At 57.8% G+C, this 14534-nt stretch carries 13 protein-coding genes; 4 read left to right on the forward strand and 9 right to left on the reverse strand.

The window, feature by feature from the left end:
* The first annotated feature begins 19 nt into the window (after positions 1-19).
* Positions 20-1855 carry a tetratricopeptide repeat protein gene (locus VJU77_19675; GenBank protein ID HKP05580.1) on the forward strand — a complete coding sequence of 612 codons (1836 nt, stop codon included), beginning with the start codon at positions 20-22 and terminating at the stop codon, positions 1853-1855.
* A 153-nt stretch (positions 1856-2008) separates the two neighbouring features.
* Here the strand turns inward: VJU77_19675 and VJU77_19680 are convergent, their stop codons facing one another.
* The 5 genes from VJU77_19680 to glgX all read right to left on the reverse strand — a co-directional run bounded on the left by VJU77_19680 (position 2009) and on the right by glgX (position 7702).
* Complete coding sequence (locus VJU77_19680; protein HKP05581.1) at positions 2009-3619, reverse strand: hypothetical protein; 1611 nt, start codon at positions 3617-3619, stop codon at positions 2009-2011.
* A gap of 141 nt (positions 3620-3760) precedes the next feature.
* Entirely contained in the window at positions 3761-4126 is a 366-nt protein-coding gene (locus VJU77_19685; protein HKP05582.1) for an HPF/RaiA family ribosome-associated protein, read from the reverse strand.
* Positions 4127-4189: 63 nt separating this feature from the next.
* Positions 4190-4645, reverse strand: a complete 456-nt coding sequence (locus tag VJU77_19690) for a host attachment protein (protein HKP05583.1) — start codon at positions 4643-4645, stop codon at positions 4190-4192.
* A 124-nt stretch (positions 4646-4769) separates the two neighbouring features.
* A complete protein-coding gene (locus VJU77_19695) occupies positions 4770-5435 on the reverse strand; it encodes an HAD family phosphatase (GenBank protein ID HKP05584.1) in 666 nt (221 codons plus the stop codon).
* 2 nt (positions 5436-5437) lie between these two features.
* Entirely contained in the window at positions 5438-7702 is a 2265-nt protein-coding gene (gene glgX / locus VJU77_19700; GenBank protein ID HKP05585.1) for a glycogen debranching protein GlgX, read from the reverse strand.
* A 168-nt stretch (positions 7703-7870) separates the two neighbouring features.
* Between glgX and VJU77_19705 the strand changes: the two genes are divergently transcribed.
* A complete protein-coding gene (locus VJU77_19705; GenBank protein ID HKP05586.1) occupies positions 7871-8671 on the forward strand; it encodes a methyltransferase domain-containing protein in 801 nt (266 codons plus the stop codon).
* Positions 8672-8699: 28 nt separating this feature from the next.
* Here the strand turns inward: VJU77_19705 and VJU77_19710 are convergent, their stop codons facing one another.
* Both VJU77_19710 and VJU77_19715 read right to left on the reverse strand, forming a co-directional pair.
* Positions 8700-9992, reverse strand: a complete 1293-nt coding sequence (locus tag VJU77_19710; GenBank protein ID HKP05587.1) for an N-acetylmuramoyl-L-alanine amidase — start codon at positions 9990-9992, stop codon at positions 8700-8702.
* A 77-nt stretch (positions 9993-10069) separates the two neighbouring features.
* Positions 10070-10957 (reverse strand): YihY/virulence factor BrkB family protein, encoded by an 888-nt coding sequence (locus tag VJU77_19715; GenBank protein HKP05588.1) that lies wholly within the window; start codon positions 10955-10957, stop codon positions 10070-10072.
* Between the two features lie 163 nt (positions 10958-11120).
* On the opposite strand from VJU77_19715, the gene VJU77_19720 reads away from it, so the two are divergent.
* Positions 11121-12221: a glycosyltransferase gene (locus VJU77_19720; protein ID HKP05589.1), complete on the forward strand. Its 1101-nt coding sequence runs from the start codon at positions 11121-11123 to the stop codon at positions 12219-12221.
* Between the two features lie 48 nt (positions 12222-12269).
* Here the strand turns inward: VJU77_19720 and VJU77_19725 are convergent, their stop codons facing one another.
* Both VJU77_19725 and VJU77_19730 read right to left on the reverse strand, forming a co-directional pair.
* A complete protein-coding gene (locus tag VJU77_19725) occupies positions 12270-12476 on the reverse strand; it encodes a hypothetical protein (protein ID HKP05590.1) in 207 nt (68 codons plus the stop codon).
* 137 nt (positions 12477-12613) lie between these two features.
* Positions 12614-13903, reverse strand: coding sequence for a toll/interleukin-1 receptor domain-containing protein (locus VJU77_19730; GenBank protein ID HKP05591.1), 1290 nt, complete (start codon positions 13901-13903; stop codon positions 12614-12616).
* A gap of 230 nt (positions 13904-14133) precedes the next feature.
* On the opposite strand from VJU77_19730, the gene VJU77_19735 reads away from it, so the two are divergent.
* Entirely contained in the window at positions 14134-14505 is a 372-nt protein-coding gene (locus tag VJU77_19735; protein HKP05592.1) for a hypothetical protein, read from the forward strand.
* Positions 14506-14534: the final 29 nt, after the last annotated feature.

The following is a 14534-nucleotide window of genomic DNA, read 5'->3' on the forward strand; positions in this document are numbered from 1 at the left end:
ACGACGCCCAGAAACAGGCATGAGATGGCGTAACGAATCTCTTTGGGCCATCGCCATTTTAGCGGTCTGCGTCCTCGTCTTCGCCAATTCGCTCGGCGGCGAATTCGTTTATGACGACACGCGGCAGGTCGTTCAAAATACCCTGATCCAGGACAACGCACAGATCTGGAAGGCGCTCACCTCTGATGTGTGGGCGTTCAAGGGTGACGGGTCGGTGGTCACCAGCAATTACTGGCGACCAACGTTTACCGCCTGGCAGATCATTAATTTCCGGCTCTTCGGGTTGAGCCCGCTGGGGTGGCACGTGACGAATCTGATTCTTCATGCCGGCGTCTGTTTGCTGGCCTTCGCCTCGCTCCGGCGTTGGGAATATTCGGCGCCGATCGCGTTTGTGATCGCTTTGATCTTTGCCGTACATCCAGTCCAGGTCGAGACGGTCGCCTGGGTTTCAGGAGTACCGAATCTCCTTTTCGCCCTGGCGTTTCTCGGTTCGCTTTGGTTCGCTCGCTCCTTTGCCGAGAGCAAAAAAAACAAACACCTTCTGCTCGCGACCTTGCTTTACGCAATCGCCCTGGGCGCAAAAGAGATCGGGATCATCTGCCTGCCGATCTATTATTTCGTTCTCACCGGCACGCCAAAAAAGAAAAAGAAGGCGACCCAGCCAAACGTGCCGGGACCGCTGCTCCTCCTTGGAGCCGTCGCCGCGATTTACTTCATCCTGCGCTGGATAGTCCTGGGCGGATTTTCGCAATTGCCGGAAGGCGCCGTTGGGCTGCGGGAAGCAGTCCTGTCCGTGCCATCCATGTTCGCCTTCTATCTGCGCCAGGCTTTTTTCCCTTTGTGGATGGCGTGCAATTATCCGCTCGCACCGGTGGCCTACATCGGAGTGGCGAACTTCGTTATTCCCCTGAGTATTTCGCTGGCCGCATTGGCCGCGCTCTTTTTCGTCGTAAAAAACGATCCCAAGACACGGCTCGCGGCCGCGTTGTTCCTGCTGCCGCTGGTGCCGGCGATGAACGCGACTGTGTTCAACCCCGATCAGCTCGTTCACGATCGCTATCTTGGCCTCCCCTTGCTCGGGATTCTGATGTTGATCGTGCCTCTCGCGGCGAAATTCATCGCGGAACGAACGGTCTTGATTGCGGGCGTTGCCCTGGCTTCGCTGCTCTCTATCCGGACGTTCCTGTACAACCGCGCCTGGGCCACCGAGCTCTCGCTTTGGGAATCAGCCAAGGCCTACGATACTTCGGCGTTTACCACCGGGCAGTACGGCGCCGCTTTGCTGCAAACGGGGCGATATGAAGAAGCGGTAAAAGAATTCGATATTTCCATCGCCAAACAAAGCCGGCCGCGCGCCCTTCTCGACCGTGGACGAGCCCTGTTAGGAACGCGGCGATACGCTGACGCGGAACGGGACCTCAAAACGGTAACCGGCCTCGCTTTGGACAAGATCGATTTCTACGCCTTCTATCAGGCTTATGTGGCGCTCGGTTTCGTTTACAGCGAGCAAAAGGATTTTCAGTCCGCCGCAAAAAACTATCTCGAGGCGCGTTCCAAACTTCCGATGTTCTCGGCCTCGCTCACCGTCAATTTGGCCGGCGCTCTTTATCAAAATGGTCAAAAGGAGCAGGCCCTGCAGGAACTGGAGTCGGCGCGAGCGCAGGCTACGCGCGAACGTCTGCCGGAATCCAAAGCCGTGTTCCTGCGTCTCGGAATGCTCTATGCGGAATTTGGCCGGAAAACAGAAGCTCGCGCCGCGTTGCGGGAATACCTGGATCTGACTTCGACATTCGGCGACAAATGGACCCTGGCTGGCCGCGGCACCGCCGCCAAAGTCCTGGAAGGCCTCAAATAGGAACAACGAGGCCATCGCCAGCCTCAAGCTCCCGAAATGGAATTCTCGTTATTTCGGCGAGCGTGAGTCGGCGTGGGTCTTGACTTCGTGACGTTGTTTTTCAACCAGGCGCCGCAGCTCCGCTCGTTCGAAAAATCGTCAAGGCCCGGATCGCTATTGCAAGTGATAGACCTGGACCAAGGCAACGCCAGACACGTTAGTGGCGTCTTTAACAATCGCGGTGTAGCTGTCTCCCGGCACCAAGGTCACCAGTAGTGCGGATTCCCTAGGGTTCGTCGGTGCGACGCCAGTCGCGGCAATTGCGGCTTGCTGGTCGGTTTGCCAATCGTTGTTCGAGGCGATCAACGCGCCGTTTTTATCGTGCAATTCCAGGAACGGATCGGGAATGGCGTTCGGCACGCCGAAGGGAACGAGACTCGGGCCGCGGCCCGTGATCACGACTTTGGGCTGGCTGCCGTTTCCACCGCCGATAATTCCCGCAAAGAGGACATTATCGCCTGACTCGATAAAGGCGCGGGTGCTGATGTTCGCCAGCTTCGCGTCAGCGCCTGTGTCCAAATCGTAAACCTGGACAACCCCAATCCCAGCCGCGTTGTTTTTGTCCGAAAGAACGGCGGTGTAACTGCCGGGATCGAGAGTTCGGATAATGGCGGATTCCAGGTTGTTTGTCGGCGCGAGTCCGCTGTTTTGAATTTCGGTTTGCTGACTATCTTTCCAATCGTCGTTTGTGGTCAGAACCGTGTTATCGCGATTCAGTTGGAGAGTGGGGTTAGGGAGCGGGTTGGGCACGAACCCGGCGAGGGAGGGCCCGATGCCGAGGACAATCACCTTCTTCGGCACATTCCCGGTGACAATGAATCCCGCGATGGAGACGTTGTCTCCGCCTACAACGCGGGCCCGCGTCGAAATATTCGCCAGGCGCGATCCGGCGCTGAGGATGCCGTCGGTAGAGGTAAAGGAGACGCCTTGCGGAAGGGTGAAAGTAAGAGCAGTGGTGTTCCCGAAGTTGGACACAGCAGGACGGTCGCCCTGGGCTTCAGCGAAAACATACGCGCTAAGGGAGAATGTCAGGCCGCCGGGTGGAACCGTAACGGTCCCGCTAAAATCAGCTCCGCCATAGCCTTGGTTGAAAGGCTGGACAGATGAAGTTTCCCAGCCGGTGGCGCTGGTACTGGTAGCGGCATGACTTGGATTGTTGTCCAGATACGCGGAGCCGCCGAAAATCGCGGTCAGGCCTGGGCCATCGAGGCGGAGCTCAGTTTGATAATCGGCGTGGCATGCAGTCGAGCCCGGGGTGGCAGTGAGCGAGCCTTCGACCTTCCAATCGACCGTGATCGTAGCGGGCTGACCAGTGGAATTGCTGAAGGTAACCGTGTCCAAGACCTGGCTCTTACTTGATGCGTTGCCCGTGTTGACGTTTTGATTGGCCTCGCCGACGGCCGCGTCAGCGCTGACAACGCCATGGGCCAGGTCTGCCGTGCCGTGGGACGCGACGGGGCTCAAGTCTATGAAGGCGTTTTGATTGAAAAACTGGTGACCTGGAAGGCCGTCCCCATCGTAGTAGTAGTTTCCGTACCTGAACTGGCTCACGGTGACACCGCTGCCGGTAGTGTAGGTTACCCTCGCATAGCCGTATTCGCTGCTGCCGGCCGCCGAATCCGTTCGGACTTCGGCGGTGGTTTGCGCTAGAGAGAAAACGAGCGCGAGCAACGCAAGAGTGAAAATGCGCGTGGCTGCATGGGGGCCGATTGGACAATTTTCCAAGCGGGTGTGGTTCACAGGGTTCCCTCCAACCCATTAAGGCGCAATTTGGGACGGTTGTCGATGCTTTTTGGGCGTCACGGTCGGACGCAACCAGCGCGCGCCCAACGTAACCTGTCGCGACAGCAAACGAAATCGGCCCGCCTATTTCGGCGAGCGCGCGTCGGCGTGGGTCTTTACTTCGTGGCGCTGTTTCTCGACTACGCGCCGAAGTTCGCGCTCCATGGTTTTGAACGCGTCGTGGATCACTTTGGTGAGCGGGGCGTAGGAGCCGTTATCCATACCCTTTTCGTCGGCGACCAACTCGTGCCCCGGTGGAACGGTGACGTCGATCCGGACCCGGAAAGGATTCCCCTTTTGATGGGCATGGTTCGGCTGCTCGATAGCCACGTCGCACCGGTTAATGTGGTCGCAGAACTTTTCCAGGCGCGCCGCTTTTTCCAGGACGAATTGGTCGATGGCGTCGGTCTTGTCGACGCCGCGGTAGGTGATGTTGACGGGTAGTTGCATAAAGCGTGGTCGCTAAATCTAAAGGTTCCGATCAATAAAGGGCGACTACAAAAGTCGTCATCCCTATCGCGGCTGTAACGATCGAAAATGTCCGGGCAATTTCGCCAGCTCGATTTTCACCAAATCCGATTTTACATGCTCGACGATGCGGTCGCGCACCCCCGGAGGAAGGAGCTCGACCACGGCAGCATGAATGGAAGCCGGCGCGGCAAAGGACCAGCCCACCTGGCCTTCGCGCTCTACGACTTCGACGATGCTGTCCGCCAGTTGCCGGCAGATCCGCCGGTCGTTTTCATTCTCGATCCCGGTCCGCTCGGCGATGGAATTTTGCCCCGGCGCCGCGCCACTCGGGAAAGCGCCGGCCTGGTCGGTCATCTTGTCCATGTAACGTCCGTGAGCATCGGTCGTGTCAAAGGCCTGGACCAATTGCAGGCTCGGGCCGCGGGTCGGTGTGTCGTTCACCTTGTAGGCCTTCAATGATCCGCGGTCCGTAACGATAATGAGAGATGTCGGTGTCATGTTGCTAACAATGGTTTCGCAGAATTTGGGGACTTTGCTTGCTCTAATGATTCGTTTGTCACCGCGGAAGCGCGCTCGTGAAACTTGGATTTCCCCTCCCCGGCACGGAGGCGTGCCGGCTCCATTAGCCGGCCAGCGGGGATTGATAATATCTATCGAGCAGGTCGGCGGGGTCGCGGAAAATTGCGGCCGCGCCTTCGTCGCGGAGAACATCCTCTGCAAAACCGCCGCAAAGAAGTCCGATGATGGGGAGCCCGATTTTCTTCGCGGCTTCAATATCGTAAGGCGTGTCCCCGATCGCGATGACCTCTTCCGGCAATAGATGGCCGAGCGCGCGCAAGGCCGAGACGAAAACGTCCGGCTTCGGTTTGGAATGGGGCACTTGATCGGCGGTCACACGCGAATCGGCCAATCCATCGATCCCGGCGATTTTTTCGTGATGCCGGACTTCGTCTTCCTTGCCGGAGGAAGCGAGCGCGATCTTCTTTCCATCACGGCGGACGCGATCGACTAACTCCCGCACCTTTGGAAACGGCCGGACTTCGGGCAGATATTTTTTCTTGAAGAGCTCGCCGCGGTATTCATCCACCTGCGGACCAAACTCGCGCATCTCCATTTCGGTCAAAAACTCAGGCAAATATTGATCGCCGCCCTTTCCAATTTGTTCGCGGAGCCGCTCGATCGGGATCTCCTTCCCGAAGTGGCGAAAGGTTTCCTGCCAGGCCCGAACATGAAGTTCGTTGGAATCGACGAGGGTCCCGTCGAGATCGAAAATGACGGCGCGAATCATTCTTATTCCACCGGATGGTAAGGCGCCCCGGGCAATGGCGGCGGTTTCGAGCCGGCAGCCCCCGGCCCCGGGTCGCGCGGCAATTCTACCTGTCGTTTCTTCCACGATTCATGGCGGGCCTGCGCCTGCCCGCCTGTGGCCAACTTCAATAGTTTCAACCCCCGGCCAATCACTTCCACGTCGTCGCCCGAGGGAACGTTCACCGGTTCGGGCAGGAAGCCGTGGTCTTCCGCGGTGTCGAGAATAAGGCGCCACTCGATTTGTTCCTCGCCCGGGAGGACAAAATTGAGCGGCTCATGATGAGCGTTGATCAGGAGCAAAAACGTCTCGTCGCGGATCGGTTCGCCTTCGAAATTGAGGACGTCGATCGTATCACCACTCAGGAGCACCCCGATACATCGGACAAAAGGCGACATCCATTCCTCGTCGCTCATTTCATTTCCGCCCGGATTGAACCACATGACGTCCCGGATTTCCGAACCGCGAATTCTGCGGCCCTGGAAAAATTTTGGCCGCCGGAAGACCGGATGATCGCGGCGGAGCTCGATCAATTTCTTCGTGAAATCGAGAAGCGCCTTCTGCTCTTCATTGTGTTCCCACGCGAGCCAGTTCAGCTCGTTGTCCTGGCAATACGTATTGTTGTTTCCATTCTGGGTCCGGGCCCATTCGTCGCCGGCCAGGAGCATCGGGACACCTTGCGACAAAAACAGGGTCGTCAGGAAATTCCGCCGTTGCCGCGCGCGCAATTGATTGATCTCAGGATTGTCTGTCGGTCCTTCGGCGCCGCAGTTCCAGGAGTTGTTGTTATTGTCTCCGTCCCGGTTGTCCTCGCCGTTGGCTTCGTTGTGTTTGTCATTGTAGCTGACCAGGTCGTTGAGCGTGAACCCGTCGTGCGCCGTGACAAAATTGATGCTGGCATACGGCCGGCGCCCGCTGTGCTGGTACAGGTCCGGGCTCCCCGTCAGTCGATAGGCAATCTCGCCGATGCGTCCCTCGTCGCCTTTCCAAAAACGGCGCACTTCATCACGGTACTTCCCGTTCCACTCCGCCCATAACACCGGAAAGTTCCCGACCTGATATCCACCTTCACCGACATCCCACGGCTCCGCGATTAACTTCACCTGCGAGAGAACCGGGTCCTGGTGAATGATCTCGAAGAAGGCATGCAGCTTGTTCACTCCCTTGTCATCGCGCGCCAGAGTCGAGGCGAGATCGAACCGGAACCCGTCGACATGCATGTCGTTGACCCAGTAGCGCAGGCTATCCATGACCAGCTGGAGCGTGCGCGGATGGAGCAGATTGAACGTGTTCCCGGTGCCGGTGAAATCCATGTAAAGCCGCGGATCGGCCGGCGCGAGGCGGTAATAGGCTGGATTATCGACGCCACGAAAACTCAGCGTTGGCCCGAGATGATTGCCTTCCGCCGTATGATTGTAGACCACGTCGAGGATTACTTCGATCCCCGCCGCGTGGAGATTGCGCACCATGCCTTTGAACTCGGAGACCTGTTCGCCCATCATCCCGCTGCTGGAATACTTGGCCTCCGGCGCGAAGAACCCAATGGTGTTGTAGCCCCAGTAATTGACCAGCCCGCGGTCGACTAAAATCTTGTCGTCGATGTGGTGATGCACCGGGAGCAATTCCACCGCGGTGACCCCAAGGTTCTTGAGATACTTGATCGCTGCCGCGCTGCCTAATCCCGCATAGGTGCCGCGCAATTCCTGCGGCACGTCGGGACAAAGCTTGGTGAATCCCTTCACATGCGTCTCGTAAATGATCGAGCTGTGCAACGGGGTCCCGGGCCGCTTGTCGTTGCCCCAATCAAACGCATGATCGATTACCGCTGCTTTCGGAATGCCCCAGGCGTCATCCCGAAAATCGCGCGTCAAATCTTCCCCGGCGCCGCCGACCACATACCCAAACATCTCATCCGCCCAATTGACCTGGCCGGCGATCGCCTTCGCATACGGATCGATCAGCAGTTTCGAGCTATTGAAACGCATCCCGCGCTCGGGATCGTAGGGCCCATAAACACGAAAACCGTAGAGCTGCCCCGGCCGGACGTCGGGCAGAAAGACGTGCCAGACCTGGTCTGTCTGTTCCGTCATCGGGATGCGAATGTTTTCCTGGGGCGCGTCGATATTGTCGAACAGGCAGAGGTCGACGGAGGTGGCGTTCTCGGAGAAAATCGCGAAATTCACCCCGTTGCCGAGCCAGGTCGCTCCGAGCGGATATGGATAGCCCAACCAAATTTTTACCGGCGTCATAAAAACGAGCGTGTTCTATCCGCTACGCTTTTGGGCTTGGCAATGGATGAAGAAATTTCACGGAACCCCGCAGCAGCTCAGCGGTTGTAGCGACGCCGCTCGGTCGGCGTCCGAGCGCGCCGCTTGCTTACACGCTTTGAAACGGCGACAGAGCGCCGTCGCTACAACATGAAGCGCACCGAGCCTCAGCCAGAGTGGCCACAGTCGTGGAAGGATTCCTACTTCTACGACCGCAGCGAAATCTATGGGGAGATCTCGCACTACGGCTACGCCTACGCTTACGAGAAGCGCCGGCGCGAAACGCTCCGTCTTATCTCGGAAGTTCTTTCGCCGGGCGCGAGCGTTCTCGATATCGCGGCGGCCCAGGGAAATTTTTCGCTCGCGCTCGCCGAGCTCGGTTTTGAAGTGACCTGGAACGATCTCCGCACCGAATTGGCGGATTATGTCCGAAGCAAACACGAGCGCGGCCAGATCCATTTTGCTCCCGGCAATGCGTTCGAGCTTGGGTTCCCTTCCCTCTTCGATGCGGTCCTCATTACGGAAATCATCGAGCATGTCGCCCATCCGGACGATTTCCTGGTCAAAGCGGCGGCGCTGGTGAAGCCGGGCGGTTACGTTGTGATGACCACTCCCAACGGCGGCTACTTCAAAAACACGTTGCCGAAATTTTCAGAATGCGCCGACCCCGCCGTCTTTGAATCGGTCCAATTCAAGCCAAACGCCGACGGCCACATTTTCCTCCTCCACACCGATGAGATCGAGCCGCTTGCTCGGCGCGCCGGACTGACGCTCGATAAGATCGCGCTTTTCACGAATCCGTTAACTGCCGGCCACATGAAAACGGAAGGGCTCTTGAAGATTTTACCGCGAGGCGTGGTTTCACTGGCGGAAGGTGTCACTGGATTGTTGCCGGGCGGGTTAAAAAAGAAACTGCTCGTGCAAATGGCCGCGCGTTTCCGCAAAGCCTGATAAATCCCCTCCCCGAGGGAAAAAAAGGCTACCGGAATCGGCCGAACCAGCCGTAAGGAAAAACGTCGCCGGGACAATCCGTCGCCCAGCGGGGCGGATTCACTTCGCGGTGCGGGCGCACCTGCATTTTCGCGCCGCAACGTTCCTGAAGATAGCGGATCAATTCATCGCACGCTTCAAGTTGGGCGCGGGTGGGCTGGTCGCGGTTGAAATCGCCAACGAGGCAAATGCCAAGCCCGATATTGTTCATGTAATCGCTGTGCACATGTCCGCCCCGCATTTGCCGCACCCAACGATCGCCGATTTCGATCTGGCCGTTGCGCGTCGAGGTCCCGTTGCCGATCACGAAATGGTAGGCCAACCCATTCCGCATCCGCCGCACGTGCCGATGATAATAATCGAAAACCCGCGCGCTCCCCTGCCGGGTTCCGCTGTTGTGGACGATGATGAATTTCCAGCGCGCTCGTTGCACCGGGGCCCGCCGGATTGCCTCGATGTTCGCGCTGGTAAGATAATGGTAATTTGAGGGTTGCCGCGAAAAGGGCCAAATCCCACGGCGCGGCGGCGGAGGCGGTGGGGGTGCGAAGCCTTGCTCTTGTTCGAGGCCCGATTTTTCCACCGTGATGTCGGAAGGGAGTGAGCTCGGAGGCACCGGCGGCCTTGACGATGGACGTGGAGCCGGCCGCGGCACCGGTGGCGGCTCCGACGACGGCGGATGAACCGGTTGGACGCTCGGCTTTGGAGCGGCCGGCGCTGGAGTCGGAGTTTTAGGGGGCTCGGCTTTCTCGGACTGCTTTGCCTTTGGCGTGGGTTTTTCCGAGTCCGCTTTCTTCTTTGGCGCCGGGGTCTTGTCGGCTTCCGGCTTGGGACTCTTTTTGCTGGCCGGCGACTTCGCCGGCTCCGGCGTTTCAGTCGCGTCGGGTTTCGGACTTCGCTTCGGCTTCGGAGTTACGTCCTCATCCTCACCGCTTTTCTTGCTTTCAGATTTTGCTTTCGGTTTGGGCGTCGGTGATTCGTCCTCGTCGGCTGCCGGGCTTTTCTTTGGCCGCGGTGTCTTGGTTGGCTCGGGCGTTTCGGTTGGCTTTGCTTTCGGTTTCGCAGCCGCCTTCTTGTTAGTCTTCGACTTCCGCTTCGCCGGTTTGGGTTTGGCCTTCGCCTCGGTCTTTTCTTTGGGCGTCGGCGAAGCGACTGCCCGCATTTCTTCCCGCGCCTTGGAGGCCTGCTTCTTTTTTTCTTCGTCGGTCAATTGGGCACGGACCAGAGAGCCGAGAATGGCGCCGAGGGCCAGGGCGATGCCCAGAAAAACGCGAAGTCGGATCACGGCAGGCGAGCGTAACAGAGAGGCATGGGTGATCAACCCCGAACGCTTTCGGGGTCAACTCGCGAAAGATTTCGGAATCAAGCGGGCTGCGGCACGGCCTCCGTCGCGCGCGCGGCCCGGGCCCGCTCCCGTTCCCGCCGAAGAATCGCGTTCAATTTCCCGCCCAACAGCAAAAGGAGACAGGTCAGATACATCCAGGTCATCAGGACAATGATGGAGGCCAGGGCCATATACGTTGGGTTATAGCGATCGTACTTCGCGACGTAGAACTGAAAAAGCTTCGTGACCAGGATCCAGCCGATGGAGAAGAAAATAGCCCCGGGCAGGGCCTGGCGAATGGTCAGGTAATTCTCGGGGGTCAGGAGGTAAAGGGCGAGGGCGAGACCCACCAGCGCCAGGGCCGTCAACGGAAGGCTCAGGAACGCGACCCATTCCTGGAGCGGGACGGTGAGCTGAAAATTCACTTCGGCAATGCCGGCCAGCGTCTCGCCGAAAACCATCGCGTTAAAACAAAAGAGGATGGTGATTCCGAACCAGAAAACGAGGAAGAACGCGATGATGTATTTCGACCACCAGTTGCGATCCTCCACCACGCCATGCGTGCGGCTGAGAGCATGCGAGATGGTGGAGATGAACAGCGTGCCAAGCCAGATCCCGAAGAAAATCCCGACGTTCACGAGCGTGCCGGTCGAGCCGGTAACCACGATATTGGCCACCAGCGAATCGATGATCTCCTGCACTTTCGGGTCGGCCGGAAGGAAATTCTTCAGGATGTTGAGCATCTGATTGAGCTTGGCCGGATCGGTGCCGAAAAGGCTGAGCAAATGCCAGAGGAAGAGCAGCCCAGGCGCGAGCGTGAAAAGAAATTGGTACGCCATCTGGGCGGCCAAACCCGTGGTCGTATCCATGGCCGTCTCGTAAACCAAGCGCCGGAAAATTCTGCCCGCGAACCTGAGAAATCTCATGCCCGCGGAACTTTACTTTGCCGGAGGCAAATATCCATTAAACTTTCCCGCCGTAGCCGTGCGGGGCGGAGGAATTGTAGGGCAAGCGATCCGGTTGCCACCCGCTGCCCGGCAAGCGGTGCGCTTGCCCTACGATTTAAAATTCCGCCAACGCTGACAATTCTTGAAAAATATTCTCATCCTGACCGCCGGCTACGGCGAGGGACACAACAGCGCCGCTCGCGGCATTCGCGACGGCCTCCGCAAGATCGCGCCCGACGACGTCCACGTCGAGTTGCACGATCTTTTCGCCGAGACCTACGGGGTGGTGAACGATTGGGCGCGGGTCGCCTACATGGCGATGATCAATCGCACGCCCCAAGTCTGGGGCGTAATCTATCGCTGGCTCGATCGCCAGAAAAAATTTGCCGGCGATTTTCGAGTCTTCTTCACCCTGAAAAACTACCTGCGCCGCCTGCTCGATCGGCTCCAGCCGGAGGTGATCATCTCGGTTTACCCGGCCTATTCTCATATGCTCGACGAGCTTCTTGGCTGGGAAGGCGCGCCGCAGCACAAACGAGTGGTCGTTATCACGGATTCGATCAGCGTTAACGCAATCTGGTACCAGTGCAGCGCCGATTATTTTTTCCTGCCGAACGAAGTGAGCGCCGAGGTGTTGCTCCGGGCCGGGATTCTGGCGGAGAAAGTCAAAGCTTTTGGCTTTCCGGTCAGTCCGATCTTCGCCGAGCTCACCGAGGTCCGACCTCCGCCGTCCGGCGAAAATGGCCGGCGCGTTCTTTACATCATCAATTCCGCGAACGCGTCTGCGCCGGAACTCGTCCGCCAGCTCGCCCATTTGCCCGAGATCCAGTTGACCGTCACGGTCGGCCGTAACGCCGGGTTGAAAGTCTCCGTGGACAAAATCCGCCGGACTGTGACGCAGGAATTTGAAGCGGTCGCGTGGAGCGACGAGCTGCCGCGCCTCTTACGCGCGAACCATCTCGTCATCAGCAAAGCCGGCGGCGCAACCGTCCAGGAGGCGATGTCGGCCGGCTGCCCAATTATCGTCAACCACGTCATCCCCGGGCAGGAAGAAGGCAACGCCCGCTACATCATGGAAACCAAATCCGGCACGGTTGCGCTCACTAACGCCGCCGTGATCTCCGCCATCCAAAACGCCTTCGCGAACGACGCTGCCCAATGGCGGGAATGGTCCGCGAACATCAGCCAGCTTGGCAGACCGACCGCGTCGCTCGACATCGCGAATTTTCTGCTGTCGCTCTAACGAGCAATGCGTGCTCAAGGAGGGGCGCTTTCCAAACCGCCCTTCGCGTTAGCGACCCTCGGGCGCCGCGCCCGGTTCATCTAGCTGGTCCAGCACTTCCTGCTCGACTGCGCGAGAGCGCGTCAGGTCTAGGACACCGTTGTCAGCAGCGTCGATCACGTCCGAGACGAGTGCGCGCACTTCGTTCGAGATTTCTGGTTTCCAGTTGGTCAGCTTCGCGTCCAGCTTTTCCGCAATGGCGTCCACGGCGCGCATTTTAATGCCGCACGATTCCTGATGCAACGCACAACATCTCACCGGACGGCTCAACGAACCGCGAGATGGCGTAAGCCACCCCCCATCGCCTCCCTCGACATCGCGAATTTTCTGCTCTCCCTCTAATGAGGGTAGCGTCAGGCCTTGGCTTGTACCGAGACAAGATACGTCCGCATTCTTGGACGAATGAACTCATTGTAGTATTGGAAAAGCGCGCTGACAGTCGAATCAGGGGATTCGGGTAGTGCGGAGTCGGGTGTCACCGCTAATTGCTCCGGAGAGGAAATGAACGAACCCGATAACACTTCCTCTGTTGTTGTGTTCTCAGCTTGGCTCGTGCGAAAGCCATTGAGAAACACGTAAAGGCACTTCCATAGCATCAATAATCTCCAATAAACAGGTCGCGACTTCGGTGTAAACCCATATAAGGGGTTGGCAAGCAGCCCGAGCGTCTGTTGAGCCTGTCCACACGAACCGTATCCTGCTGCATATGCACTCCGAAAATGATGCAGATCGGGCTCTGCCGCGATGTCGCCGCTGCTGTAGAACAAAGGAGCGGCTTTCTCAAAGCGCTCCAAAGTCAGTCCCTGCCACCAAAACTGTTGTGGGGTGACAGCTCTCTTTTGGCGCCAATCCGAGCATCGAGGTGCATATCGGAGCGCGGGTTCAGCGGCAGCTATGGCAGAATCCTCTCCCAGCGCTCGTAGCGATGAATCCAAAAGTCCGAAGCGAACTCGCTCAGGAATGGAGAGGGTTGAAAGCGTCCGTTCGAGGGCATAACGCAAGCGACCAAAATGGACGATAGGGGCGTAAAGATAGAAACATAGTGTGACCATCACCTCAGCGTCGGTGCCCATCCATATTGTTGGGTTCGACATGTCTCTCGCAGGCTCTAAATGTGGCCATGTGTGCGGCAGTTCGAGGGATGAAATTGCGCCAATGGCTTCCGGCAGCAGACGATCCGGAAAGGCGAATGCCGAAAAATATCGCGGAGTAGCGGATGAATCACTGGGCGTTACGTCGTCAATCGCTGAGCGTCTCAATTCGTTTGCCACGGCGTCCAGACCTCCTTCTGTGGAAATGGCGAGAAGATCGGCTATCAGCGGAACTCGCTTCTTGAGTTCGGAGTGCTCTAGATCATGCAGCACCGGAAGGATATAACGTTCTCGGGATGTTTGCCGGCTCAATAAACTTTGCAGCTCTCGTTGCGGATAGTCTTTCCGGAAGAAAGCGGGACTCAGAATAACAATGCCGAAGCGCGAGAATGCTAATCCGTCATTAATCTTTGCGCTCAGCGAGTCACCAACTTTCAGTTGCTGCTCATCAAGCCAGACGCGGAGACCCTTCTCCTTTAGCAATGTGGCGAGTGGACGAGCGACACTTTCCTTATCCTCCCTTGCATGGCTGATAAACACGTCCCAAAGCATAGCAGGCGACGTTTAGAGGCCTAACGCGATGTAGAGGATCTCATTCGTTCACGACGAAGTATGTGTGGCAAACAACATGCGATATAGTTCGCCCAACTGCAATGGAATCCGAAGAGAAATACGACTACCCAAAACTTCTAAGGCGGCCCGAGTGGAGGAAGAAGAGAGAAGAAATCATAAGACGCTCGCCTCGCTGCAATAGGTGCGGACGAAAGGGCGGACGCCTCGCGGTGCATCATAGTTACTACGACTACGGCCGCTTGCCCTGGGACTATCCGGAGGAGGTGTACGAAGTCGTGTGTAAGGGGCGATGCCATCGCGAAGCCGACGAAGAGAGAGAAGAACAGGAGGCAGATGCGAAGGATGTTGATCACGGCTGGCAACGGGAGGAAGGGAAGACACACCAACGGCCGAACAGAAGAGAATCAGAAAAGCTCGCAAAATATGATGCAGAGTTCAGAACGTGGCTGAAACGGAAAGAAATACTACATGACCAGTGGAATTGGGATATGACCCCACTGTGGTTTCTTTGGAACCGGCTCTCAAAGCAGTTCCTGGCCGAGCGACAGGACGACGATCAGCAAGGGCGGTTGTCTCTTTAGTTGGCGCTCGCAACGACTGCATCTAACGA

Source organism: Chthoniobacterales bacterium (genome assembly GCA_035274845.1).
In the GTDB taxonomy this organism is placed as follows: Bacteria; Verrucomicrobiota; Verrucomicrobiia; order Chthoniobacterales; family UBA10450; genus AV80.

Coding starts and splice junctions, on each gene's coding strand:
- VJU77_19685 (HKP05582.1), bottom strand. CDS start 4,126: ATGCAACTACCCGTCAACATCACCTACCGCGGCGTCGACAAGACCGAC.
- VJU77_19725 (HKP05590.1), bottom strand. CDS start 12,476: ATGCGCGCCGTGGACGCCATTGCGGAAAAGCTGGACGCGAAGCTGACC.
- VJU77_19705 (HKP05586.1), top strand. CDS start 7,871: ATGAAGCGCACCGAGCCTCAGCCAGAGTGGCCACAGTCGTGGAAGGAT.
- VJU77_19695 (HKP05584.1), bottom strand. CDS start 5,435: ATGATTCGCGCCGTCATTTTCGATCTCGACGGGACCCTCGTCGATTCC.
- VJU77_19715 (HKP05588.1), bottom strand. CDS start 10,957: ATGAGATTTCTCAGGTTCGCGGGCAGAATTTTCCGGCGCTTGGTTTAC.
- glgX (HKP05585.1), bottom strand. CDS start 7,702: ATGACGCCGGTAAAAATTTGGTTGGGCTATCCATATCCGCTCGGAGCG.
- VJU77_19690 (HKP05583.1), bottom strand. CDS start 4,645: ATGACACCGACATCTCTCATTATCGTTACGGACCGCGGATCATTGAAG.
- VJU77_19730 (HKP05591.1), bottom strand. CDS start 13,903: ATGCTTTGGGACGTGTTTATCAGCCATGCAAGGGAGGATAAGGAAAGT.
- VJU77_19675 (HKP05580.1), top strand. CDS start 20: ATGAGATGGCGTAACGAATCTCTTTGGGCCATCGCCATTTTAGCGGTC.